We start from the raw sequence: 26,233 nt of genomic DNA, 5'->3' as shown, positions 1-26,233 counted from the left end.
TTCTGGTCGGTGTCGGCCATCGTGTCCTCAGACTTCTCGCGTCGCGTCGTCCAAGTCGCTGTCCTGCAGCGCCATGCTGATCAAGGCTTCGGCATCCATCACGTCGATCGAGTCCTGCTCTTCCTCTTCCGGCGCGGCCGTGGTGGGGGCGGCACCGGCGAGTTCGAGCAGTGCCTCCATCAGGCCCGCGTCGTGCAGCCGGGTGAGCGGGATCGACCCGAGCAGGCGGCGGATCCGCTGCTCGTGGGGGTCCGCGCCGCCGTCGTGGTCGGGTGCCAGCTCGGTGTCGAGGTGTTCGGCCAGTGCCCTGGCGGTCGGGTAGTCGAAGATCATGGTCGGTGGCAGCCGCAGTCCGGTGGCGCCGTTGAGGGTGTTGCGGAACTCGACGGCGCTCAGCGAGTCGAATCCCAGGTCGCCGAAGGCCCGCTCCGGTTCCACGGCGTCCGCTCCCGCGTGGCCCAGCACGGCCGCCGCCTGGGCCCGGACGAGGCCGAGCAGTTCGTCGAGCCGTTCACCGGCGGACAGCCCGGCCAGGCGCTGCCGCAGCGCGGCCGCCCCGCCCGCCTGGTCCGCCGACGCGACGCGCCGTGCGGAGCCGCGTGCCAGGCCCCGCAGGACCGGGGGCACCTCGGCGGCGTTCAGTGTCCTGGTGTCCAGGTTCATGGGGACCAGCGCCGGCGCGGTCAGTGCGCCCGCCGTGTCGAGGAGCCGCAGTCCCTGCTCGGGTGACAGCCCCATCAGGCCCGCGCGGTCCATCCGCTGCCGGTCGCCGTCCGTCAGGTCCCCGGCCATGCCGTCGTCGGTCGTCCACAGGCCCCAGGCCAGGGACTGGGCGGGCAGGCCGGCTGCCCGGCGGTGCGCGGCCAGCGCGTCGAGGAAGGCGTTGGCCGCCGCGTAGTTGCCCTGCCCGGGGGTGCCGATCACCCCGGCGACGGAGGAGAAGAGGACGAACGCGCCCAGGTCCATGTCGCGGGTCAGCTCGTGCAGGTGCAGGGCCGCCCGTGCCTTGGGCGCCAGGACCCGGTCCAGGCGGTCGGGGGTCAGCGAGGAGACCATCCCGTCGTCCAGGGCGCCCGCCGCGTGCACCACGCCGGTGAGCGCGCGCCCGGCGAGGAGGTCCGCCAGCGCGTCGCGGTCGGAGACGTCGCAGGCGACGACCTCCGCCTCGGCGCCCAGGGCGGTCAGTTCGTCCGCCAGCTCCGCCGCGCCGGGCGCGGCCGGGCCCCGCCGACTGGTCAGCAGGAGTCTGCGCACCCCGTGTGCGGTGACCAGGTGCCGGGCGACCAGGCCGCCCAGCGCCCCGGAGGCGCCCGTGACGAGCACGGTGTCGCCGAAGACCGAAGAGGGTCCCGACTCCGGCTCCGGGCCGGAGGCGGCCCGCAGCCTCGGCACGTGCACCTTCCCGTCCCGCACGGCCACCTGGGGCTCGCCCGCCGCCAGTGCCAGGGCCAGGTCCGCCTCCTCGTCCGCCGTGCCGGCGCCGTCGGCCAGGTCGACCAGCACGAACCGGCCCGGGTCCTCCGACTGGGCGCTGCGGACCAGGCCCCAGGCCGCCGCGCCCGCCAGGTCGGTCACGTCCTCGCCGTCGACCGACACCGCACCCCGGGTGACGACCGCCAGGGTCCCGGTCTCCGTCTGTACGGCCTTGAGCAGCGGGTGCAGCGCGGCGGACAGGTCGTCGCCCTCGACGTGCCAGACCTTCGTCCCGTCGGCCGCGGCGCCGCGCGGGGTCACGGCCGTCCACTCCAGCTGGAACAGCGAGTCGACGCGGGTGAGCGACTGCGCGGCCATCGGCCGCAGCGACAGGGAGCCGACGGAGACGACCGGCTGTCCCGCGCCGTCCACGGCTTCGAGGCTCACCTGGTCCTGGCCCGAGGAGGTCAGCCGCACCCGCAGTTCGGCGGCGCCGGTGGCGTGCAGTCCGACGTCCGACCAGGAGAACGGCAGGACGACGCGGTCGTCGTCCGACAGCAGCGGGATGGTGTGCAGGGCCGCGTCGAGGAGCGCCGGGTGCAGTCCGAAGCGGTCCGGTTCCCCGGCCAGGGCGACCTCGGCGAACGTCTCCTCGCCGCGGCGCCAGACCGCCTTCAGGCCCTGGAACGCGGGGCCGTACTCGACCCCGGCCGCCGCCAGGCCCTCGTACAGTCCCCCGATCTCCACGGGCTCCGCGCCGGGCGGCGGCCACTGCGCCGTCGTCACCGGCGGTGCGGCCGCGGCGCCCTCGGTCAGGGTTCCGGCGGCGTGGCGGGTCCAGGGCTGCCGGATCCCGTCCTCCTCGCGGGAGTACACCTCGACCGGCCGGCGGCCGGATCCGTCGTCGGGGCCGACCACGACCTGGACGGCGGTGGCCGCCCGTCCGGCGAGGACCAGCGGTGCCTCGATGGTCAGTTCCTCCAGCCGGCCGCAGCCCGCCTCGTCGCCGGCGCGGACGGCCAGTTCGACGAAGCCGGTGCCGGGGAAGAGCGGTGTGCCGGCGACCGCGTGGTCGGCGAGCCACGGCTGCGCGCCGGCCGACAGCCGTCCGCTCAGCACGGTGCGGTCCGCCCCGGCGACGGTGACCACCGAGTCCAGCAGCGGGTGGTCGGAGGGGTCCGACGCCTGTCCCGGCTCGATCCAGAACGACTGGCGCTGGAAGGGGTAGGTGGGCAGGTCGACCCGGCGGGCGCCGCGTCCGTCGAACACGGCGTTCCAGTCGACCGGGACACCGGCCGTGAACAGCTTGCCCACCCCGGCGAACAGGGTCTCCGTGCTGGGGCGGTCCCGGCGCAGCGTGGCCGCCATGACGCCCTCGGCGCTCTGCCCCGCCATCGCGGTCAGCACGCTGTCCGGCCCGATCTCCAGGAACCGCGTGACGCCCTGCTCCCGGAGGCCGCGCACGTCGTCGGCGAAGCGCACGGTCTCCCGCACGTGCCGCACCCAGTAGTCCGCCGAGCCCACGTCCTTCACCAGCGGGATGTCCGGCTCGTGGTACGTGACGTCCTCGGCGATCTTGCGGAAGTCCTCCAGCATCGGGTCCATCAGCGGCGAGTGGAAGGCGTGCGACACCTTCAGCCGGCTCTTCCTGCGGTCCGCGAACAGCTCCACGACCGCGGTCACCGCCTCCTCCGCGCCGGAGAGCACCACGGAGTCGGGGGTGTTCACCGCGCCGAGGCTTACTCCCGCGCCCAGCAGCGGGGTGACCTCCTCCTCCGATACCTGGAGCGCCACCATCGCGCCGCCCGCGGGCAGTTGCTGCATCAGCCGGCCGCGCGCCGTGATCAGCCGGGCTGCGTCCTCCAGGGTGAGCACACCGGCCACGTGTGCCGCGGCCAGTTCACCGATGGAGTGTCCCGCGAGCACGTCGGGCCGCACTCCCCACGAGCGCACCAGCCGGAACAGCGCCACCTCCAGGGCGAAGATCGCCGGCTGGGTGAACTCCGTACGGCCCAGCGCCTCCGCGTCGTTCCACATCACCTCGCGCACCGCCGGGTCCAGCTCGGCGCACACCTCGTCGAGGGCCTGCGCGAACACCGGGAACGTGTCGTACAGTTCCCGGCCCATGCCCGCCCACTGGCTGCCCTGTCCGGTGAACAGGAACGCGGTCCTGCCCTCGGCGACCGAGCCGGTGACCGTCTGCGAGCCGACCACCACCGCGCGGTGCTCGTGCACGGCGCGGCCGGTCGCCGCCGAGTACGCCACGTCCAGGGCGTCCCCCTCGACGGAGGCCATCCGCTCCAGCTGGGCCCGCAGGGCCTCGCTGGTGCGCGCGGAGACCACCAGCGGGACGGCCGGCAGCTCGCGGCGCTCCACGGCCGGTTCCTCCGGTGCCGCCGGTGCCTCCTCGATGATGACGTGGGCGTTGGTGCCGCTGATCCCGAAGGACGAGACACCCGCGCGGCGCGGACGCTCCCCCTTCGGCCACTCCTGTTCCCGCGTCAGCAGCCGTACGTCCCCGGCCGTCCAGTCCACCTGCGGGGTCGGCTCGTCCACGTGCAGCGTCCTCGGCAGCTTCTCCCGCCGGACGGCCTGGACCATCTTGATGACCCCGGCCACCCCGGCCGCCGCCTGCGCGTGGCCGATGTTGGACTTGATGGAGCCCAGCCACAGCGGCCGCTCCTCGGGGCGGTCCTGTCCGTACGTGGCGAGCACGGCCTGTGCCTCGATCGGGTCACCCAGGGTGGTGCCGGTGCCGTGCGCCTCGACGGCGTCGACCTCGGCCGCCGACAGGCCGGCGTTGGCCAGCGCCTGCTTGATGACGCGCTGCTGGGAGGGGCCGTTGGGCGCGGTCAGGCCGTTGGACGCGCCGTCCTGGTTGACCGCCGTGCCGCGCACCACCGCGAGGACCGGGTGGCCGTTGCGGCGGGCGTCCGACAGGCGCTCGACGAGCAGCATGCCCACGCCCTCGCTCCAGCCGGCGCCGTCGGCCGCAGCCGCGAAGGACCTGCACCGGCCGTCCTTGGACAGGCCCCGCTGCTCGCTGAACTCGATGAAGTTGTCCGGGGCGGCCATCACGGTGACGCCGCCCGCCAGGGCCAGGGTGCACTCGCCCGACCGCAGGGCCTGGGCCGCCAGGTGCAGGGCGACCAGGGAGGAGGAGCAGGCGGTGTCGACGGTGACCGCCGGGCCCTCCAGGCCGAGGGTGTACGAGACGCGGCCGGAGGCGATGGCGCCGGTGCTGCTGTTGTGCGTGTAGTCGTGGTACATCATCCCGGCGAACACACCGGTGGGACTGCCCTTGAGCGTGGTCGGGTCGATGCCCGCGCGCTCCAGGGCCTCCCAGGACGCCTCCAGGAGCAGCCGCTGCTGCGGGTCCATGACCAGCGCCTCGTTCGGCGCGATCCCGAAGAAGTTCGGGTCGAACTCGGCGGCGTCGTACAGGAACCCGCCCTTGTCGACGTACGTGGTCCGCGGCCGGGTGCCGGTGGGGTCGTAGATGCGTTCCAGGTTCCAGCCCCGGTCGGCGGGGAAGTCCGAGATCGCGTCGGTGCCGCTGTCCACCAGCCGCCACAGGTCCTCGGGCGAGTTCACACCGCCCGGGTACCGGCAGGCCATGCCGATGATCGCGATCGGGTCGTCGCCGGCCGGGACGGCGGCCGCGGTGACACGGCTGTCGCCCGTCGTTCCTGAGACCTCCTCCAGCAGGTGGCGCGCGAGCACGGCGGAGTTGGGGTAGTCGAACACGAGCGTGACCGGGAGCCGCAGGCCCGTCGTCCGGCCGAGTCCGTTGCGCAGTTCCATCGCCGCCAGCGAGTCGACGCCCAGGTCGCGGAACGCGCGTTCCGGGTGGACGGCCTCCGGTCCGGCGTAGCCGAGCGTGGTGGCCGCCTGGGTGCGGACCAGGGTCAGCAGCCTCTCGGCTCGCTGCTCCTCGGTCAGGCCGGCGAGCTGCTGGAGGAACCCGTCCGCGTCGGTGTCGCTGCGGGCGGCGGCGCGTGTGACGACGGGGACCAGGCCGCGCAGCAGTTCGGGCACCGGGCCGCCGGCCCGGACGGCCGCGAGGTCCAGCTTCACGGGTACGAGCGCGGCGGGTTCCTGCGCGCGCGTGGCCGCGTCGAAGAGCGCCAGGCCCTCCTCGTGGGACAGCGGGAGGATGCCGCCGCGTTCCATGCGGGACCGGTCGGTCCCGGTGAGGTTCGACGCCATGCCGGTGCTGGTCCGCCACACGCCCCAGGCCAGCGACTGGGCGGGCAGGCCGCTCGCGCGGCGGTGTGCGGCCAGCGCGTCGAGGAAGGCGTTGGCCGCCGCGTAGTTGCCCTGCCCGGGCGAGCCGACCGCGCCGGCCGCGGAGGAGAACAGGACGAACGCCCGGAGGTCCATGTCACGGGTCAGCTCGTGCAGGTGGAGGGCGGCGTCCGCCTTCGGGCGCATCACCCGGTCCACCCGCTCGGGCGTCAGGGACGCGATCACCCCGTCGTCCAGGGCGCCCGCCGCGTGCACCACGCCGGTGAGCGCGCGCCCCGCGAGGAGGTCCGCCAGCGCGTCGCGGTCGGAGACGTCGCAGGCGACGACCTCCACCTCGGCGCCCAGGGCGGTCAGTTCGTCCGCCAGCTCCGCCGCGCCGGGCGCCGCCGGGCCCTGGCGGCCGGTCAGCAGCAGCCGCCGCACCCCGTACCCGGTGACCAGGTGCCGGGCGACCAGGCCGCCCAGCACACCCGTGCCGCCGGTGATGAGGACCGTGTCGCCGAACGCCTGCGCCGGCTCGTCCGCGGGCTCCGCCTCCGGCGCCACCGCGGTCCGGGCCAGCCGGGGGACGAGGGCCACGCCGTCGCGTACGACCACCCGGGGCTCGCCGGTCGCCAGTGCCAGCGCGACGGCTGTGGTCTCGTCGGTCTCGTCGGCGCCGTCGGCCAGGTCGACCAGGACGAACCGGTCGGGGTCCTCGGTCTGGGCGCTGCGGACCAGGCCCCAGACCGCCGCGGCGGCCAGGTCGGCGACGTCCTCGCCGGCCACGGGGACGGCGCCGCGGGTGACCACCGTCAGGCGTCCGGCCGCGGCCTGCAGCGCCTCCAGCGTCCGGTTGACGGCGGTGCGCACGTCGGAGCCGCCGGGAACGCGGAACACCTCCGTGTCCGCGGCGGGCGCCTCGGCCCCGGCGGCCCGGGTGGCGACGGGGACCGGGGTCAGGGCCACGTGGTAGAGCGATTCCGTGCGGGGCCTGGCGCTCGCGGCGGTGAGGGGCCGCAGCACCAGGGACTCGACCGTCGCGACGGGCCGGCCGGTGACGTCGGCGATGGCCAGGGACGCCACGCCGTCCTGCACGGGGGTGACGCGCACCCGCAGCGCCGTCGCGCCGGAGGCGTGCAGTTCCACGCCCGACCAGGAGAACGGCAGCATGGCGGTGTCGTCGGACCCGGCGGCGGACAGCCCGATGGTGTGCAGGCCCGCGTCGAGGAGGGCCGGGTGCAGCCCGAAGGCGTCCGCCCGGGCGCCGTCCGGCAGGCTGATCTCGGCGAACACCTCGTCGCCTGCCCGCCAGGCCGCCCGCAGGCCGCGGAAGGTGGGTCCGTAGGCCAGGCCCACCGCGACCAGTTCCTCGTAGAGGGTGTCGACGTCCAGGTCCAGCGGCTCGGCCCCGGGCGGCGGCCAGGCGCTGAGGTCGCTGCCGCCGCCGGGGGTGCCGGGGGCGAGCAGACCGGTGGCGTGCCGGTTCCAGGGCAGGTCGATCGCGTCCTGCTCACGGGAGTACACCGTGACCTCGCGGCGGCCCGCCTCGTCGGCGGCGCCCACGACGACCTGCATGGCCGCCCCGCCGCGTTCGGCGAGGACCAGGGGCTCGTGGAGGGTGAGTTCCTCGATGCGGCCGCAGCCGACCTCGTCACCGGCCCGTACCGCCAGTTCCACGAATCCGGTGCCGGGGAAGAAAATGGACCCCTGGACGACGTGGTCGGCCAGCCAGGGCAGGGTGCCGACCGACAGGCGTCCGGTGAGCACCACCTGCTCGGAGTCCGCGAGCATGACCGCCGCGCCGAGCAGCGGGTGCCCCAGCGCGCCCAGGCCCATCGAGGCGGGGTCGGCGCCCGCCGTCCGGTCGGTCAGCCAGTACCGGGTGTGCTGGAAGGGGGTCGTCGGCAACTCCGCCCGCCGGGCCCCGCTCCCCTCGAAGACCTTCTCCCAGTCGACGTCCACGCCGTGGGTGTGGGCCTCGGCCAGGACGGCCAGGAAGCGGTCGAGACCGCCGGTGTTGCGGCGCAGGGTGCCGATCGTGGTCTGTTCCATGCTCGGCGCCAGCACGGGGTGCGGGCTGGCCTCGACGAACAGGTCCATGCCGCGCTCGGTCAGCAGCCGGACCACCCGGTCGAACTCCACGGTCTGGCGCAGATTGCGGTACCAGTAGCCGGCGTCGAGTTCGGTGGTGTCCAGCAGCGCGCCGGTCACGGTGGAGTAGAAGGGGATCTGCGCGGCGCGCGGCCGTACGGGTGCCAGGACGTCGAGCAGTTCCTGCTCGATGCTCTCCACCTGGGCGGAGTGCGAGGCGTAGTCCACCGGGATCCGGCGGGCCCGCACGCCGTCCGCCTCGCAGGCGGCCAGCAGTTCCTCGAGGGCTTCGACCTCGCCCGAGACCACCGTCGACGTACCGCCGTTGACCACCGCGACGGAGGTCCGCTTCCCCCAGCGCCCGATCCGCCGCTCGGTCTCCTCGCGGGGCAGCGCCACCGACACCATGCCGCCCTGGCCGGACAGGGCCAGCAGCGCCCTGCTGCGCAGCGCCACCACCCGGGCGGCGTCCTCCAGCGACAGCGCCCCGGCCACGGCCGCCGCGGCGATCTCCCCCTGGGAGTGGCCCACCACGGCCACGGGCTCGACCCCGTAGTGCCGCCACAGGCCGGCCAGCGACACCATCACGGCCCACAGGACCGGCTGGACCACGTCCACCCGTTCCAGCAGGGCCTCGTCGTCGAGCGCCGCGCTCAGCGACCAGTCCACGAACGGCGCCAGCGCCTCCTCGCACTCGGCCATCCGCCGCGCGAACACCGGGGACGCCGCGATGAGTTCGCTGGCCATCCCGACCCACTGCGAGCCCTGGCCGGGGAACAGCATGACCGGGCCCGTACCGGGCCGGGCCTGGATCACGGGGGCCTCCCCGCCGGCCAGCGCGGCGAGGCCGCGGGCCAGTTCCGCCGCGTCGGCCCCCACGACGGCGGCACGGTACTCGCGTCCGGCCCGCAGCGCCGCCAGCGACCGGCCGACGTCCGCCGGCCGTGCGTCCGCCGTCAGGTCCTGCAGCCGCCGCGCGTACGCGCGGACCCCCGCCTCGGTCTTCCCCGAGACGAGCCAGGGCACCGCCGGAAGGGCGGTGCCCTCCTGCGGCTCCGCCTCCTCCTCGACGGGGACGGCCTCCTCCAGGACGATGTGCGCGTTGGTGCCGCTGGCCCCGAACGAGGAGACGGCGGCGCGGCGCGGGCCCTCGCCCCGCGGCCACGGGCGGGCCTCGGTCAGCAGCCGGACCTCGCCGGCCGACCAGTCCACCTGGCCCGTCGGCTCGTCCACGTGCAGGGTCTTCGGCAGGGTCCCGTGCCGCAGCGCCTGGACCATCTTGATGATGCCGGCGACGCCCGCGGCGGCCTGGGTGTGGCCGATGTTCGACTTCACCGACCCCAGCCACAGCGGCCGGTCGGCGTCGCGTTCCTGGCCGTACGTGGCGAGCAGGGCCTGCGCCTCGATGGGGTCGCCCAGCGTGGTGCCGGTGCCGTGCGCCTCCACGACGTCCACGTCGGCGGCGGACAGGTCCGCGTTGGCCAGGGCCTGCTGGATCACCCGGCGCTGCGAGGGGCCGTTGGGTGCGGTGATGCCGTTGCTGGCGCCGTCCTGGTTGACCGCCGTGCCGCGGATGACCGCCAGTACGGGGTGGCCGTTGCGGCGGGCGTCGGCCAGCCGCTCGACCACCAGCATGCCCACGCCCTCGCCCCAGCCGGTGCCGTCGGCGCCGGCGGCGAACGCCTTGCAGCGCCCGTCCGTCGACAGGCCCCGCTGCCGGCTGAACTCCACGAACGTCACCGGTGACGACATGACCGTCACACCGCCGGCCAGCGCCAGGGAGCACTCCCTCGCGCGCAGCGCCCTGACGGCCAGGTCCAGCGCGACCAGCGACGACGAGCAGGCGGTGTCGACCGTCACCGCGGGTCCTTCGAGACCCATGGTGTAGGCCACCCGGCCGGAGACCAGCGCCCCGGTCACGCTGCTGCTCGGATAGTCGTGGTAGACCAGCCCGGCGTACACGCCCGTCGCGCTGTTCTTCAGCGACAGCGGGTCGATCCCGGCCCGCTCCACCGCCTCCCAGGAGGTCTCGAGCAGCAGTCGCTGCTGGGGGTCCATCGCCTCCGCCTCCAGCGGGCTGATCCCGAAGAACTCGGGGTCGAAGTCGCCCGCGCCCTCCAGGAAGCTGCCGCGGTCGACGTAGCTGGTGTTCTCGCCCGCCCCTTCGGGGTCGTACAGCCGGTCCAGGTCCCAGCCCCGGTCGGTGGGGAAGTCGCCCACCGTCTCGCGGCCCTCGGCGACCAGGTCCCACAGTCCCTCCGGGGAGGTCGCGCCGCCGGGGAAGCGGCACGCCATCCCGACGATCGCGACCGGTTCCCGCTCCCGGTCCTCCACCTCGCGCAGACGCCGCCGAGTCTGCTGCAACTCACCGGTGGCAAGCCGCAGATACTCGCGGAGCCGGTCGTCGTTGGAGTCCTTCGACATCGTCATCAACCCATTCGTAAAAGTTCACAGGCAGAGGTACGGGCAGAGGTGGGGCAGGGTCCGTCAGGACAGTCCCAGTTCCTTGTTCAGCACCTCGAACAGCTCGTCGTCGGAGGCGGGCACCGCGCCGTCGGCCGGTGTGTCCGCTCCGCTCCGGGCGTCCCGCGCCCGCCGTGACACCGCTTCGAGCCGGGCGGTCACCCTGGAGTGGGCCTCCTCGTCCGACGCGAGGTCGGCCACGGCCGCCTCCAGCCGGTTCAGTTCGGCCAGCAGCTCCGCCACCCGGTCGGTCTCCTCCGGCCGCAGCCCGTCGTACAGGAGGTCGGCGATGGCGAGGCAGGTCGGGTAGTCGTAGGCGAGGGTCGGGGGCAGCGACAGCCCGCTGTCGGCGTTGAGGGCGTTGCGCAGTTCGACCGCCCCCAGGGAGGTGAGGCCGAGTTCGTTCAGCGCGCGGTGCGGTTCCACCTCGTCGCCGCCGCCGTGCCCGAGGGCGCGGGCCACATGGCCGCGGACGAGCTCCAGCAGGAACTTCCTGCGCTCCGCCTCGTCCAGTCCGGCCAGCCGCTCCCAGGTGGCCCGGCCGGATCCTGCGGAGGCGCGGCGGGCCTGGACGCGCACCAGGGCGCCGAACACGGCGGAGAGCGTCCCGGCCTCCGCCTGCGTCCGCATCGCCGCCAGGTCGAACCGGACCGGGACCACCGCCGGGGGCCGTCCGGGCAGCAGCGCGGCGTCCAGCAGCGCCAGCCCCTCGTCCGGGGACAGCGGCGACAGCCCGGAGCGCTGCATCCGACGCAGCTCGGCGTCGTCCAGCCGGTCCGCCATGCCGCCGACCTCGGTCCAGGGCCCCCAGCCGAGGGTCACCGCGGGCAGTCCCTCGGCGGCGCGGTGCCGGGCGAAGGCGTCCAGCCAGGCGTTCGCGGCGGCGTAGTTGGCCTGTCCGGCGCCACCGAGCGTGCCGGCCACGGACGAGAAGATCACGAACGCCGAGAGGCCGTGGTCGCGGGTGAGTTCGTGCAGGTGCCAGGCGGCGTCCACCTTCGGCCGCATGACCGCGTCCAGCCGCTCGGGGGTCAGCTCCCCGATCAGCACGTCGTCGAGCACACCGGCCGAGTGCACGACGGCCGTCAGGGGCCGTTCGGCCAGCAGCGCGGCCAGGGCGTCCCGGTCGGTGACGTCGCAGGCGGCCACCTCCACCTCGGCGCCGGCCCCGGTCAGTTCCGCCACCAGTTCGGCCGCGCCCGGCGTGTCCATGCCGCGCCTGCTGGTCAGCAGGAGGCTCTTCACGCCGTGCCCGGACGCCAGGTGCCGGGCGGTCAGGGCGCCGAGTCCGTTCAGGCCGCCGGTCACCAGGACCGTGCCGTGCGCGCCCCAGTCCGGGGTCCCGGCGTCCGTCGCCGGGACCCGGGCCAGCCTCGCCACCAGGATCTCGCCGTCGCGGACGGCGATCTCGGGCTCGTCGAGGCGCAGCGCCTCCTCGGGGAGTTCGGCGCCGGCCTCCAGGTCCACCAGGACGAACCGGCCGGGGTGCTCGGACTCCGCGGCGCGCACCAGGCCCCACACCGCCGCGTGCCCGAGGTCGCCGCCGTCGGTCGCGCCGCGGGTGACGACCACGAACCGGGAGGACGCGGACCGTTCGCCGGCCAGCCACTGCCGGACGGCGGTGAGCACCTGCCCGGCGAGTGCGCGGAACCCCTGCGGGGTGGCCTCGTCCGGCGGCGGGCACTCGTAGAGCACCTGGTCGGGCGCCTCGGCGGCGGGGGCCGGGGCGGGGAGCCAGGTGAGGTGGTAGAGCGACTCGCGGCCACCGGTGTACGCGCGCACCTCGTCCGCGGAGACGGCGCGGGTCCCGACGGAGTCCACCGACAGGACGGGACGGCCCTCCCCGTCGAGCTGCACCGACGCCCCGCGCCAGGTGTGGGCCAGGGTCCGTCCGCCGTCCGAGGACAGGCCGGCTTCCCGTGCCGCGTCGTCGAGCAGCGCGGCGTACGTCTCGTCGTCACGCGGCCAGGGGGTTCCGCCGGTCCCGGCGGTCAGGGTGCCGGTGGCGTGCTTCACCCAGGGTGCCTGGTCGTCGCGGCGCGCGTACACCCCGACGGTCCCGGCCTCGTCGGCCAGCACCCGCAGGGTCACGGTGTCCTCGGCGTCGGCCATGACCAGGGGTGCGTGGACGTCGAGTTCCCCGACCCGGCCGTGGCCGGTCCGCTCGGCGGCGAACAGCGCCAGCTCCAGGAACACCTCTCCGGGCACCACGACCACGCCGAGGGCGTCGTGGTCGGCGAGCCGGGGCTGGGCGGCCACGGAGAGCCGTCCGGTGAGGACGATCCCGCCGCCGTCCGGCAGGGCGACCCCCGCGCCCAGCAGGGGATGCTCGACGGACTCCAGCCCGGCGGACGCGAGGCTCTTCTCGGCCGTGCGCCAGTAGCGCTTGTGCTGGAAGGGGTAGGTGGGCAGGTCGACCCGGCGGGCGCCGCGTCCGTCGAACACGGCGTTCCAGTCGACCGGGACACCGGTGGTGAACAGCCTTCCGACCCCGGTGAACAGGCTCTCCGTGCTGGGCCGGTCGCGGCGCAGGGTGGCCGCCATCGTGCCGTCGGCGCTCTGTCCCGCCATCGCGGTCAGCACGCTGTCCGGGCCGATCTCCAGGAACCGGGTGACCCCGCGCTCCTGGAGGCTGCGCACGTCGTCGGCGAACCGCACCGCCTCCCGTACGTGCCGCACCCAGTACTCCGCCGATCCCACGTCCTTGGTGAGGTGGATGACCGGCTCGTGGTACGTGACGCTCTCGGCGACCTTGCGGAAGTCCTCCAGCATCGGGTCCATGAGCGGCGAGTGGAAGGCGTGCGAGACCTTCAGCCGGCTGGTCCTGCGGCCGGTGAACAGCTCGACGACCGCGGACACCGCGTCCTCCGCGCCCGAGATCACCACGGAGTCGGGCGTGTTGACGGCCGCGATGCCCACCCGGTCACCGAGCAGGGGCGCGACCTCCTCCTCGGCCGCCTGCACCGCCACCATCGCCCCGCCGGACGGCAGTTGCTGCATCAGCCGGCCCCGTGCCCCGATCAGCCGTGCCGCGTCCTGCAGGGTGAGCACACCGGCGACGTGCGCGGCCGCGAGCTCTCCGATGGAGTGCCCGGCCAGCAGGTCGGGCCTGACGCCCCACGACTCCACGAGCCGGAACAGCGCCACCTCCAGAGCGAAGATCGCGGGCTGGGTGAACTCGGTGCGGCGCAGGGCCTCCTCGTCGTGCCACATCACCTCGCGCACGTCGAGCAGGGCGCAGACCTCGTCGAACGCCGCCGCGAACACCGGGAAGGTCTCGTACAGTTCGCGGCCCATCCCGACCCACTGACTGCCCTGGCCGGTGAACAGGAAGGCCAGCTTGCCCTCGGTGACCGAGCCGATCACGGTCTCGGACCCGACCCGTACCGCGCGGTGCTCGAACAGGGCACGGCCCGTCGCGGCCGAGTACGCCACGTCCAGGGCGTCCCCGTCGACGGAGGCCAGCAGGTCGAGCTGGGCCTGCAGCGCGGCGGGGGTCCTGGCGGACACCACCAGCGGGACGGCGGGCAGTTCCCGGCGTTCCGCCGGTTCCTCCTCGGCCGCCGCCGGCGCCTCCTCGATGATGACGTGGGCGTTGGTGCCGCTGATCCCGAAGGAGGACACCCCGGCCCGGCGCGGACGCTCGCCGCGCGGCCACTCCCGCGCCTCGGTCAGCAGCCGGACGTCGCCCGCCTCCCAGTCCACCTGGGGCGTCGGCTCGTCCACGTGCAGGGTCCTGGGCATCGTGCCGTGCCGCAGCGCCTGCACCGTCTTGATGATGCCCGCGACGCCGGCCGCGGCCTGCGTGTGCCCCATGTTCGACTTGATCGACCCCAGCCACAGCGACTCCGTACGGTCCTGCCCGTACGTCGCCAGCAGGGCCTGCGCCTCGATCGGGTCACCCAGGGTCGTGCCCGTGCCGTGCGCCTCGATCAGGTCCACGTCGGCCGCGGACAGGTTCGCGTCGGCCAGGGCCTGCTGGATCACGCGCTGCTGGGCGGGGCCGTTGGGTGCGGTGAGGCCGTTGCTGGCGCCGTCCTGGTTGACCGCCGTGCCGCGCACCACCGCCAGTACGGGGTGGCCGTTGCGCCGTGCGTCGGAGAGCCGCTCCAGCATCAGGACCCCGACGCCCTCGGAGCAGCCGATGCCGTTGGCGGACGCGTCGAAGGACTTGCAGCGGCCGTCCGTCGCCATGCCGCGCTGCTCGCTGAAGTAGACGAACATCTCGGGGGTCGACATCACCGTCACCCCGCCGGCCAGCGCGAGCGAGCAGTCCCCCGCACGCAGTGACCGGATCGCCGTGTGCAGGGCGACCAGCGACGAGGAGCAGGCGGTGTCCAGGGTCACCGCGGGTCCTTCGAGGCCCAGCGTGTAGGCGACGCGGCCCGAGACGATGCTGCCGCCGTTGCTGCCGCCCGCGTAGTCGTGGTACATGACCCCGGCGAACACGCCGGTCGGGGTGCCCTTCAGCGAGGTCGGGTCGATCCCGGCCCGCTCCACCGCCTCCCACGACACTTCGAGCAGCAGCCGCTGCTGGGCGTCGAGCTCGACGGCCTCGCGCGGGCTGATGCCGAAGAGCTCGGCGTCGAAGTCGCCCGCGTCGTAGAGGAACCCGCCTTCGCGGGCCGCCGTCTTCCCGGGCTTGCCGGGCTCCGGGTCGTAGATGTCCTCGACGTCCCAGCCCCGGTCGGACGGGAAGTCCGACACCGCGTCGACCCCTCGGTCGACCAGGTCCCACAGGCCCTCGGGCGAGGTCACGCCGCCCGGGTAGCGGCACGCCATCGCGACGATCGCAATGGGTTCCCGCTCACGTTCCTCTATCTCCGCGATGCGTCTACGGGCTGCACGCAGATCCGTAGTCGCGCGCTTGAGGTAGTCAAGAAGTTTCTCCTGGTCACCCACAAAGCCACCCCGGGTCGAATGGCGTCGATCACCTCGACGCGCGCTTGCAGGGAACGCTACGCAGGGTGATGAGGGGCCCCAACCCCTGATCGCCCCTAACGTGCCCGCCCGTTCCGGCCGCTCCGGTTTCGCGGTTTCCCCGGGCTTCTCCCGGCTTCTCCCGGCGCCCCGCGACGGCCCGCCCCTTAGGGGCGGTTAAGGGCTTGCCGTCCCCTCCGGGGACATGAACGCTGGGCGCAGGCTTGAGGCGGAGGCTTCAGTCGGACCGATCCAAGGAATGCCCGATGTCTGTCACTTCCCCTTCCAGCTCCCCTTACAACGCCTCGGACTGGATCCGCGATTTCCATCCGGCGGACCCGGCGGCCCCGAGGATGATCTGCTTCCCCCACGCGGGCGGCGCGGCGAGCTACTACTTCCCGGTCTCGCGGGCACTGGCCGGCCGGGTCGAGGTCCTCGCCGTCCAGTACCCGGGGCGCCAGGACCGGCACACGGAACCGCCCCTCACCGACGTCCACGCCCTCGCGGCACACGCCTTCCGCGAGCTCCCGCGGGACGGGCTCGACCGGACCTGGCTCTTCGGGCACAGCATGGGGGCCGCGGTCGCCTTCGAGGTGGCCCTGCTGATGGAGCGTGAGCACGGCGTGTCCCCCGCCGGGCTGATCGTCTCCGGTCGCCGCGCCCCGTCCCGGTTCCGCGGCGAGACGGTCCACCGCCAGGGCGACGAGGCGCTCATCGCCTCCGTCAAGGCGCTCAACGGCACCGATCCGTCCGTCTTCGCCGACCCCGAGACCCGGCGCCTGGTCCTGCCGACCCTGCGGGCCGACTACCAGGCCATCGAGACCTACCGGCCGGCCGGTGTCCCGCGCGTCGCGTGCCCGCTCTTCGCCTTCCTCGGCGACGCCGACCCGCTGACCACGATCGACGAGGCCGAGGACTGGCGCCGCCACACCGAGGGCCCGTTCACCCTCCGCGTCTTCGAGGGCAACCACTTCTATCTGACGCCGCGCGCCGGCGAGGTCGTCGCCGAGATCTCCCGGCTGATCGTGCCGCCGCAGGCGTAGGCGCGCGTCCGCCCCACCCTGCCCCGCCCCGGTCGGCCGCCCGACGGCCTCCTCGCACCGGCGCGGACCGGTGCGGAGACCGCGGTCAGGACGGCTGCTGCACCGAGGACGGGCGGGCGGGCGGGGCGGGAACCCCGCTGGGCAGCTCGATGACGGCGGTGGTGGGCCCGCCGGGCGGGCTGGTCACGGAGAGGCTGCCGTCGAAGGCCCCGAGCCGGCGCTCGATGCCCGTCAGGCCGCTGCCCCCCGCCGGGTCCGCGCCGCCCCTGCCGTCGTCGATCACCGTGATCCGCAGCATCCCGTCCTGGTGGCGCATGTCGATCCACGCCCGGCTCGCCCGGGCGTGCTTGGCCACGTTGGTCAGCATCTCGGACACCGAGAAGTACGCGGCCGCCTCCACCGGTGCGGCCATCCGCCCGATCGGACCGATGTCCACCTCGCACCGCACCGGGCTGCGCAGGGCGAGCGCCCGCACCGCGTCCCCCAGGCCGCGCTCGGCCAGCACCGGCGGGTGGATGCCCCGCACCAGCTGGCGCAGTTCCTCCAGCGCCTCCACTGACGACCTGCGGGTCTCGGCCACCAGTTGCGCGGCCTTCTCCGGGTTCGTGCGCAGCAGGTGCTCGATGGTGCCGAGGCTCATCCCCACCGCCACCAGCCGGGCCTGCGCCCCGTCGTGCAGGTCGCGCTCGATGCGGCGCAGTTCGGCGGCGGACACGTCCACCGCGTCCGCCCTGGACTCCTGCAGCCGCTCGATCCGCATCTGCAGCCGCCGTTCGTGGGTGGGCGCGAGGAACGCCCGGGTGAGCAGGCCGTGCACCCGCAGGAGGGCGGGGTCGTAGCGCACTCCCAGCGCGATCAGCACGGCTCCGAGGCCCGCCGCGGCCAGCGCGCTGAGCTGGTCGTCCACCGGGACGAACCCGTACCAGTAACCCACGTCGCGCAGCGGCCACCACAGTCCGGCCGCCAGGACGAACCCGAGTGCCCCGTACCCCACGAGCCCCAGTGCGAGGATGCCGAGCGTGAACCCCGCGACCGGGTCGACGATCATCCAGGTCAGGTCCCGCCACGTCGCCGGGTCCCTCAGCAGCCACCGGCAGCGCTGCACCTGCCCGACGAGTCCGCCCTCCACCGGCGGCAGCGGCCGGTAGGGCACCTCGATGTCGACCCCGCACCACTGGCGGGCCAGCAGGCGCCGTAAGTCGGCGTTGGCGCGGGCCACGTGGGTCACCCACGGTGTGGTGAGGACGCCCAGCCCCAGCGGGAGCAGTACGAGCGAGACCACCGTCAGGCAGAACAGCACCAGCGAGCACACCATCGACAACATCGCCAGGCCCAGACCCCTCACCGCGGCCATCAAACCGGCCCGCACGTCCATCTTGCTCCCGCCTCTTTCCCGTACCGGCATCACATGAGCGCACCCCGGCACCCGCCGGGTCGCAGTCAACCACTGTCGCACCCCGCACCCCTGCGCCGGCACCGGTTCCGGACCCCTAACCACCGGTGTATTCAGGCTGGTCGGGCTCGCCGGGTGCCGCGAACCGGGTGCCGCGGGACGTGGAGCCGTTTTTGTGCGCGCGAATTGGACTTGATCCGAAGGTTTTCGCAAGGTGTACACCGAGGGCTTACGGCATGTCCCCGTCCCGTCCCCGCACAGCGGAGGCTCCTTGCGCCGCTCCGCGGCACGCTGAAACCTGGCGGGCCGGGCTGCGGCGGAGCACCGGCGGCGGCCGGACGGCGCAGGCAACTGCTCCGGAGGTCCCCGTGTTCGAGTCCGCCGCCCGTGTGTTCGCGCGGCCCAGTACCGACGAGCCCGTCACGGGGACCCGGACGCTGCTGGGGAAGGCCGTGGTGCTGGGCGGGGGTCTCGCCGGGCTGCTGGCCGCGCGGGTGTTCTCGGACCACGCCGAGAGCGTGGCGGTCGTCGAGCGGGGCACCCTGCCCCCGGCCGCGGCTCCCCGGCCGGGCACCCCGCACGACGGACAGCTGCACCAGCAGCGTGACGCCGGTGGCGAAGAGCAGCGACAGGAAGACCTTGAAGGCCCCGGACGGCAGCAGGACGGCCATGGTGCGGCGGGGACACCTCCGAGTCACCCTGCCTGCCGGAGGCGTTCCCGTAGGAGACGATCAGCAGGAACCACACCCCGACCAGCGCGGCGGTGAGCAGGGACTCGGCGGTGAGCCCGGGAGGGTGGGGCTGAGGAGGACGGGCACGGCGTCGAGCGCGGTGACGGCCGCGTAGGCGACGACGAGGCCGGTCGGGGACTCCAGCCAGACGACGCACCGCTCCCCCGGAATGATCCCACGGGAGTGCGGGGCGGTGGCGGTGCGGGCGGCGGCGTCCGCGATGTCGCCCGGCGCGATCCGCTCGTCCTCGGCGGCGACGATGATCGGCCGGTGGTCGACGATCCAGGGCTCGGCGTCACTGGGCAGAGCCAGCAGCTTGTCGAAGATCAGGGGTGGCCTCTTCTGGGGCGGCCGTGGTGGGCGACGGGCGGCTGCGCGGCGGGGATCCCATGACGGGGTCCGGCGCGGTGCCGGAGCGGATCACACCGGAGGCGGATCGCGCCGGAGACGGATCACACCGGAGGCAGATCACAGGGGAACGAGTTCCAGCAGCTCGTAGACCACCGGACCCTCCGGTTCCCGCACCGTGGTGGCGGCGACCGGTGTCAGGGCCTGGGCCTCGGCCGCCGCCGGCCGCGCCAGTTCGGCGTGGCCGGCCCGGCTGCTCAGCGCGATCAGCACCCTGCCGCCGGGGGCCGTGTGGTGCCGGGCCTCGCGGAAGTACCTCCGGTGCGCCTCGTACCCGGGGTCGGCACAGGCCGCCTCGTGCACGTTGACGGCGAGTTCCGGCGGCGCCCACATGTTGTTGGAGTGCCAGTAGACGACATCGAAGGCGGGCGCGTCGCGCAGCCCGTCGAAAGAGGTCGCTCTCGACGCAGGTCACCTTGTCCGCGACGGCGAAGCGCTCCGCGTTTCTTCCGATCCGCCTTTCGGCACTTCCCTCATTCGACCTCTGTTCATGGGACGGAGAACGGGAGAACGGGGAACCGGCGAAAGGCTGGACGGCCCGACGCGCGGACAGCGTCCGCACAGCACTGGAACAATTAATTCCGTTTCAGCGCCGGACGGCGCCCGGGCATGCGTGTGCCGGGCCTGTCGGAGAACAGGGAAGCGATCCCTGTTCTCCGACAGGCCCGGCAGACGGGCTCCGGCCGCTCCGGTCGGCGGCCGGCCGTTCCCGGTGTCCTCGCCCGCTACGCGGCCAGCGTCTCGTCCTCCTGGGCGAGGCCCTGCCGGTTGGTGCGGTACTGCTCCAGCACCAGGTCGGCCCTGCGCAGGGCCTCTTCGACGGTCCGCGAGGCGGTCATGACGCACAGCGTGTAGGTGGAGTCCTCCAGGGCGCGGCTGGTGCGGCCCGTGGGGCGCACGTCGTGCTCGATCCGCGCCTCGGCGAACTGGGCCAGTACTGTACGCAATTCCTTCTCCGCCGGCACCATCATGGTGTTTCCTCTCCACACAGCACAGCTCGCACATGGGCGACCGCCACGGCGAGAATCCATACTTTCATCAGTGGCATCTTTGACACTGCGCGACACCGAGGGGCGTCGGGTACACCCCTAGTGCCCCGCACTCAAGGGTCTATACCTGCACCGGCCGAACATCCGCCACAGGAGTGAAGCCCGAGCCGGTCGAGCCGGTCCGGCGGGGACGGACGCCGCTTCGCGTCAGCCCCTGGAGGTCCGCTGCCCCGGAGGCTCCCCGGACGCGAGCGGAAAACTGCTCAGCGACAGGTCGCTCGGCGGTGGCAGCGCCCCGCGCGCCGGTCCGGCGCGGAACGACTGGAGCAGGTACGCCACCAGACGCCGGGACGCCGCGCGGTCACCCGGCAGCGCGGTGACCAGACCGCAGTGGGACAGCAGGGCCACGGAGAGGTCGGAGGGGTGGAAGTCGGGTCGCAGCGCACCCGCCGCCTGCGCCCTGCGGACCAGGGTCGCGAGGTCCCGCTCGGCCTGTTCCCGCACCCGCGCGTGTTCCGTCCTGCCGCTCGGGAAGGCCGCGACGAAGGCTGCCGGGAACCCCCGTTCCTCCCGCTGGAGTTCGCAGACCGTCTCGACGAACCGCTGGAAGCCCCGCCACGGGTCGGGGTCGGCCAGCGCCTCGGTGAGCGCCCGGCCGCAGATCTCCGTCTGCTGCGCGAACGCGGCCCGTACCAGGTCGTCCCGGGTCGGGAACCGCCGGTACAGCGTCGCCACGCCGACCCCGGCCCGGCGTGCCACGGCCGCCACGGGCGCGTCGATCCCGTGCTCGGCGAAGACCGCGCGGGCGGCGACGAGGATGCGCGCCCGGTTGCGCCGGGCATCCGCCCGCAACCCGCCGGGACCCGCGATCCGAGAGGATTCCCCCACCGCTGTCTCTCACCTCCGCTTCCGAGGGGCGGTCCCGCCCGTCCGGCAGCCTACGCTCGGCGCCCTGATCCCCCGTGAGGCCGCTGACAGGTGAAGGTGAGAACGATGGAGGACCGCACGATGAAAGCCGTGCTGTTCGACCGCTTCGGCGGTCCCGAGGTGCTCTACGTGGGCCGGGTGCCGCGCCCCCGGCCGGCACCCGGTGAGGTACTCGTGCGCGTGCGTGCGTTCAGTGTCAACGGTGGTGAACTGGCGGCCCGTTCCGGCCGCGTCCGGATCGTCACCGGCCGGAGGTTCCCGCAGCGCGTCGGGCTGGACTTCACCGGGGAGGTCGCCGCGCTCGGCGCCGGTGCGACGGGCGTCGCGGTCGGCGACCGGGTGTGGGGCGTCCTGGGCCGCTCCGCCGGTTTCGGCAGCGCCGCCGAGTACGTCACCGTGCCGGCCGAGCGGCTCGGCCGGGTCCCGGACGCACTGGACCTGGTGGCCGCCGCCGCACTGCCGGTGGCCACCACGGCCGTCACCGCACTCCGTGACAGGGCGGCACTGCGTCCCGGCGAACGGCTGCTCGTACGGGGCGCGGCGGGCGGCGTCGGCAGCGCCGCCGTCCAGCTCGGGCGGGCGTACGGCGCCGAGGTCACGGGCCTGGCCCGCGCCGCCAACCTGGACTTCGTGCGTGCGCTCGGCGCCCACCACGCCGTCGACCACCGGACCGTTCCGCCGGCGGAGCTGGGCCGGCCGGGCCCGTTCGACGTGGTCCTGGACACGGCGGGCACCGGCCTGCGTGCCTTCCGGCGTCTGCTCGGTCCGGGCGGGCGCATGGTCGCCATCGCCTTCGACCTGACACGGCCCGCCGCCTCACTGGGGTACATCGCCGCCAGCGCGGTGCACGGCCGCGGCCGGGTCCGCTTCTTCAGCGGCAACCCCCGGCGAGCGCTCTTCGACGACCTCGCCCGCGAGGTGACGGAGGGGAATCTGCGCCCGTCGGTGGACAGGGTCTTCCCCCTGGAGGAGACGGCGGAGGCGCACCGGGCGCTGGAGGCGGGCGGGGTGAGGGGCAAGTACGTGGTCAGGGTCGACCGGGGCTGACGCCCCACCGACGAAGACCCCGTTTGCCAGGGTGCGCCGATGTCACCGGTCAGGCGGTTCCAGGTCACCTTCGACTGCGCGGAGCCCGAGCGCGTCGCCCGCTTCTGGTGCGAGGTGCTGGGGTACGTCGTACCGCCGCCGCCGGAGGGGTTCGCCGGCCGGGACGATTTCGACCGCTCCCTGCCGGCCGAGCAGCAGGGTTCGGCGTTCGCCTGCGTCGATCCCTCAGGGGTGGGCCCGCGGCTGTTCTTCCAACGCGTCCCCGAGGGCAAGGCCGCCAAGAACCGGCTGCATCTCGACGTACGGGTCGGCACCGGGCTCGTCGGCCAGGAGCGCCTCGCCGCCCTCGAAGCCGAGTGCGCGCGGCTGGTGGCGCTCGGCGCGACACGGGTGCGCGTGCTGCTCGCCGACGGCTACGACGAGTCGTGCATCGTGATGCAGGACATCGAGGGCAACGAGTTCTGTCTCGACTGAGCGGCCCGTCGGCGGTACCGGCGGGCCGTCGCGCGATGCGGGGTCCGGGCGACGGGGTGGACTCCCCCTCGGTGCGGGGACCGGCCGCCCGGGGCGGTCACCAGCAGGGGCTGCCGTCGTCCTCGCGCCAGGACACGTCCGTGACGGACACCGGCGTGGTGAAGTAGCTGCCGTGGTGCCTGCTGACACATCCCGTGTACGTGGGCCCCTGGCCCCCGTCCCGCACGAGGGTGTACGTCATCGTCATGTCCCGGGACGTGTTGTTGTAGTAGATGTGACCGCGGGCGCTGCCGGACCATTCACCGTCGGTCACCAGCGACGGGGGCATATCGGTGTCGCCGTACCAATACTCGGGCCAGACGCAGAACGTGCCGTCCGCGCAGTTTCCAGGGGACCAGGCCGACGCGCTGGGGGCGGCGGCCATGACACCGAGGAAGGCTGCGGGTATTGCCGCGAGGGCGATTGACTTCAGACGCATGGAAACTCCCATTCTGAAAGATCTCCCGCACGCTAACAGCGTGGATATTGAAAGGTCAAGCATCGAGTTTCCGCCCTTCGGACGCCCCTGCACCCCCTGAACAGGGGTGAATTGGACGCGCCGGACGACCGCACGCGAAAGTCTGTGGTCATCCCTGGAAAATCGCGGACCGGCACCCCGGGACGGTCGTTCCGAAATATCCGCTTCAAGGGCCTTCGCCAGAACATTGCCGACCGATTTCGGTCTGCCGCACCGCGGAAATACGCACGGTCGAGCGATTCGCTCACCCGATCGTGAATTCTTCCGTTTTCGCGTGCGGTATCCGCAATGCTCGGAAAGGCGGCGCGTGACCGGTGCCGCCCGGACCGGCAGCAGGTGGGGGAGCGCATGTCGCAGGAAGCGGGACGACACACGGGCGTGGACGGCCGGGGGCTGCTGCTCGCGGCCGGGCTGGCCGATCTGGCGGTGAGCACGGTGGGATCGGCCCTCGGGGCGTGCACCTGACCCGCCAGCTGATCGACCTGTAAGAGGAGGTGGTGCCCGGCACCCTCCTCGACCCGGTCGTCGGCGCCCTCGTCCGTCACCTCGTCGGCGACACCTGCGCCGACTGGCTCCAGGTCCCCCGCACCCGGTGGGACACGGCGGTCAAGGCCGTGCCCCACCTCCTCGGCGTCCTGGAGTCCGTCGAGGACGGCTCCCCGTTCGGCGCGTGAGCCCTGGACCGCCTCGGCCACCTCACCACCGTCCTCGAACTGTCCTCCCTGACCCGCGGACGCGTCATGCACTACGCCATCCCCGAGCAGCTCAAGAAGGACTACGGCTGCTCCGGCGCGGTGCCGCGCACCCGCCGGTGGACCCCGCCGGCGGCCACGGTCTCCTGACGCGGTCAGCGGTCAGCGGTCAGGTGTCGGAGGCGGGTGCGGACGTGGGGAGCGCGTCCGGCACGGTCGGGTACACGCGCAGTACCGCGTCGGCGCCGACCAGTTCCAGCAGCCGCACCACCTGGCCGGGGGCGGCGGCCAGTCGCAGGTCCGTGGCGCGGCACAGCATCAGCAGCAGGTTGAGGAAGGTGGAGTCGGCGAAGGTCACCGCGGCCAGGTCCAGGACCAGGACGGGGACGGCGGCCGCCGTCGACTCCAGCCGGGTGCGCTGCCTGGCCAGCGAATCGATGTCGAGATCGCCGCGGACCGTCACCACCCAGGCGCCGTTGCGGGCGTACTGCTCCCCCAGGACGGCGAAGGACGCGGCCCGCGGCAGCGGAGCACGACTGCCGTAGGCGGAGGCCGGGGTCTGGGGATCCACCCGCTCAGTATGCTGCAACACGCCTGCCCGCCGCACCCGAGTCGCGGCGCGGAAGGGGCGGTCTCCCACCCGACGCGACCCTCCCGTACTCCGCGGTACGCCACCCCCGCAACTCTGTTCGCCGGGTCATCCGTGGTCGTACGTCCCGACGCGTGCGCGTGGGGCGGGACGTGCCGGTCGTCGGGGTGGACCGGATCGCCCGAACGCCCCGTTGACCGTTCGGCCGCGGGCGTCGACCATTCCCGTGTCCCGAACAGCCCGTTCCGCGGGAACGCGCCGGGTGTCCGGCGCCGGCTTCCTCCGCCCCGTACGACGCGAAAGGTCGGCGTTCCTGGCATGAGCATCCGCATCCCCTTCGAACTCCCTCCCGAGGACCGGGTGTCGAGCCCGTGCACCGGTTTCACCCGGGTCCACTGGGAGGCCGTCGCGGACGGGCTCCTGGCCGCCGCGTGGCAGTGGGGCACGCCCGGCTGTGCCCTGCTCGACCTGCCGGGACGGCCTTCGCGTTCGGGGGTGCGCTCCGACGGTCTGGAGGGCTTCGCCCGGACGTTCCTCGCGGCCGGCTTCCGGGTCGCGGGCGCCGGCGGCGACGACCCGCACGGCTGGCTGGAGCGGTACGCGCGGGGCCTGGCCGCGGGCACCCGCTCCCCGGGCCGCGACGACGCCGAGTCCTGGCCGCTGATCCTCGACCACGACGTCCAGGGCCAGCCCATGGTCGAGTCGGCGTCGGTCGCGCTCGGTCTGCGCCTGACCGCGCCCTGGCTCTGGGAGCGCCTGGACCCCGGCGTCCAGGACCGGGTCGAGGAGTGGCTGCGCGGGTCCCTGCGGCACGTGCCCGCGCCCAACAACTGGTACCTCTTCCCGTACGCGGTCGCCGGGTTCCTGGAGTCGGTCGGACGCGGCGACGCCGGGACGGCCGCGGCGCGGCAGCGGGCGCTGGAGCTGATGGAGGGCTGGTACCGGGGCGAGGGCTGGTACGCCGACGGGGACGGCCGCGCCTTCGACCACTACAACGGCTGGGCGCTGCACCTGTATCCGGTGCTCGACGCCCTTCTCGGCGCGGACACGGCCCTCCTGGCCCGGTACGGCGGCCGGCTGCGCGAGTACCTCGACGGCTTCGGGCTGATGTTCGGCGCGGACGGGGCGCCGCTGCACTTCGGCCGGTCGCTCGTGTACCGCTTCGCCGCCTCCGCGGCGGTGGGGCTGGGCGCGCTGACCGGGTACACGCCGCTGACGCCGGGCGCCTCGCGCCGGCTGGCCGGCGGGAACCTGCGCCACTTCCTGGAGCGCGGGGCGCTGACCGGGGACGGCCTGCTGAGTCCTGGCTGGTACGGCCCGCACGAGGCCACCCTGCAGTCGTACTCGGGCCCGGCCTCGCCCTACTGGGCGTCGAAGGCGTTCGTCGCGCTCCTCGCGCCCGCCGGCCACCCGCTGTGGACCGCGACCGAGGAGCCCGCACCGGTGGAGGAGGCCGACCGGGTGCTGGCCCTGACCGCGCCCGGACTGCTCCTACAGGCGACGCGCGACGACGGGATCGTACGGCTGCACAACCACGGCAGCGACCATGTACGGCCGCACGAGGGGGAGTCGGCCGCCGGGGACGACCCGCACTACGGCCGGCAGGCCTACTCGACCCGGACGGGACCCACCGCGCCCGGGAACACCGCGGACAACCACCTCTCGGTGGAGGTGGACGGCCGGCGCAGTGTGCGGCGCCGCATCCGTCCGCTCGGCGCGGGGCACGGCGACGGGTGGGGCTGGGCGGCGTCGTGGCACCGGCCCGTCTTCGCCGGCGGCCCTCCGATGGTCCCGGGACTGCGGGTGGAGAGCGTGACGATGGTGCGGGGGGCGTACGAACTGCGGGTGCACCGCGTGCTGGGGGCGCCGCCGGGAACGCGCCTCACCCACACCGGGTGGGCCACCGGCCCCCGGGAGCCGCTGGTCTCGGCGCTGCACGGCCTGCACGGCTGGGATCCCGGACCGGAGACGGTCCGTGCCCCGCAGGGCACCGCCTATGTGCCGTGGGCGCTGATGCCCCGTCTCGGCGGCACGGCGAACGGCACCACTTCCCTGCACGTGTGCCTGGCCGTCCTCAGCGGTGCCTGCGGCCCCGGTGGTCCCGCTCCCCTCGCGGAGGCGGTCACGCGCGTGGCCGCCGACGGCACCGGTGTCGAGGTGGCCTGGGCGGAGGACGGTGCGTGCACACGGGTTTCCTTCGACCCGGTCCGGGTGACGCACGGGACGGGCCGGGTCCCGTCGGACGGCTGAGCCGGGACACGGTCCGTGCGGCGGAGGACGATGGCTCCACCGACCGTGCGCCGTGC

At 74.0% G+C, this 26,233-nt stretch carries 12 protein-coding genes and 1 pseudogene; 5 read left to right on the top strand and 8 right to left on the bottom strand.

Translation table 11 applies throughout. The features are described 5' to 3' along the window. Positions 1–27: 27 nt before the first annotated feature. Positions 28–10,167 carry an SDR family NAD(P)-dependent oxidoreductase gene (locus tag KM933_RS18565; protein WP_430727336.1) on the bottom strand — a complete coding sequence of 3,380 codons (10,140 nt, stop codon included), beginning with the start codon at positions 10,165–10,167 and terminating at the stop codon, positions 28–30. A 54-nt stretch (positions 10,168–10,221) separates the two neighbouring features. Beyond that, on the bottom strand, positions 10,222–15,099 hold the full coding sequence (locus KM933_RS18560) for an SDR family NAD(P)-dependent oxidoreductase (RefSeq protein WP_221353556.1): 4,878 nt from the start codon (positions 15,097–15,099) through the stop codon (positions 10,222–10,224). Positions 15,100–15,383: 284 nt separating this feature from the next. On the opposite strand from KM933_RS18560, the gene KM933_RS18555 reads away from it, so the two are divergent. Continuing rightward, positions 15,384–16,160, top strand: a complete 777-nt coding sequence (locus KM933_RS18555) for a thioesterase II family protein (RefSeq protein WP_221353554.1) — start codon at positions 15,384–15,386, stop codon at positions 16,158–16,160. Between the two features lie 85 nt (positions 16,161–16,245). Here the strand turns inward: KM933_RS18555 and KM933_RS18550 are convergent, their stop codons facing one another. From KM933_RS18550 to KM933_RS18535, 4 genes are all read right to left on the bottom strand, one after another. Beyond that, entirely contained in the window at positions 16,246–17,535 is a 1,290-nt protein-coding gene (locus KM933_RS18550; protein ID WP_221353552.1) for a sensor histidine kinase, read from the bottom strand. 1,217 nt (positions 17,536–18,752) lie between these two features. Further along, positions 18,753–19,025: a hypothetical protein gene (locus KM933_RS18545; RefSeq protein WP_221353550.1), complete on the bottom strand. Its 273-nt coding sequence runs from the start codon at positions 19,023–19,025 to the stop codon at positions 18,753–18,755. 392 nt (positions 19,026–19,417) lie between these two features. Next, complete coding sequence (locus tag KM933_RS18540; RefSeq protein WP_221353548.1) at positions 19,418–19,663, bottom strand: DUF5133 domain-containing protein; 246 nt, start codon at positions 19,661–19,663, stop codon at positions 19,418–19,420. Positions 19,664–19,888: 225 nt separating this feature from the next. Next, the gene (locus tag KM933_RS18535; protein WP_221353546.1) at positions 19,889–20,569 is read right to left on the bottom strand and encodes a TetR/AcrR family transcriptional regulator; all 681 of its coding nucleotides are present in this window, start codon (positions 20,567–20,569) and stop codon (positions 19,889–19,891) included. A gap of 105 nt (positions 20,570–20,674) precedes the next feature. Here KM933_RS18535 and KM933_RS18530 point away from each other — a divergent pair, with 105 nt between their 5' ends. Together KM933_RS18530 and KM933_RS18525 are read left to right on the top strand one after the other, a co-directional pair. Then, a complete protein-coding gene (locus KM933_RS18530; protein ID WP_221353544.1) occupies positions 20,675–21,655 on the top strand; it encodes an NAD(P)-dependent alcohol dehydrogenase in 981 nt (326 codons plus the stop codon). A 39-nt stretch (positions 21,656–21,694) separates the two neighbouring features. Beyond that, a complete protein-coding gene (locus KM933_RS18525) occupies positions 21,695–22,129 on the top strand; it encodes a VOC family protein (RefSeq protein ID WP_221353542.1) in 435 nt (144 codons plus the stop codon). Positions 22,130–22,226: 97 nt separating this feature from the next. On the opposite strand, the gene KM933_RS18520 is transcribed toward KM933_RS18525, so the two are convergent. Next, on the bottom strand, positions 22,227–22,607 hold the full coding sequence (locus KM933_RS18520) for a hypothetical protein (RefSeq protein WP_221353540.1): 381 nt from the start codon (positions 22,605–22,607) through the stop codon (positions 22,227–22,229). 491 nt (positions 22,608–23,098) lie between these two features. Between KM933_RS18520 and KM933_RS18510 the strand changes: the two are divergent. Beyond that, a pseudogene (locus KM933_RS18510) lies at positions 23,099–23,488 on the top strand (oxygenase MpaB family protein); the annotation flags it as partial. 19 nt (positions 23,489–23,507) lie between these two features. Here KM933_RS18510 and KM933_RS18505 read toward each other — a convergent pair. Further along, positions 23,508–23,909: an STAS domain-containing protein gene (locus tag KM933_RS18505; RefSeq protein ID WP_308013446.1), complete on the bottom strand. Its 402-nt coding sequence runs from the start codon at positions 23,907–23,909 to the stop codon at positions 23,508–23,510. Between the two features lie 336 nt (positions 23,910–24,245). Between KM933_RS18505 and KM933_RS18500 the strand changes: the two genes are divergently transcribed. Beyond that, entirely contained in the window at positions 24,246–26,177 is a 1,932-nt protein-coding gene (locus tag KM933_RS18500; protein WP_221353538.1) for a DUF2264 domain-containing protein, read from the top strand. Positions 26,178–26,233 lie beyond the last annotated feature (56 nt).

The sequence above is a fragment of the Streptomyces beigongshangae genome (genome assembly GCF_019710745.1).
Lineage (GTDB): Bacteria > Actinomycetota > Actinomycetes > Streptomycetales > Streptomycetaceae > Streptomyces > Streptomyces beigongshangae.
Note: the sequence above shows the minus strand (reverse complement) of the source record. Positions and strands in the feature narration are given on the sequence as shown.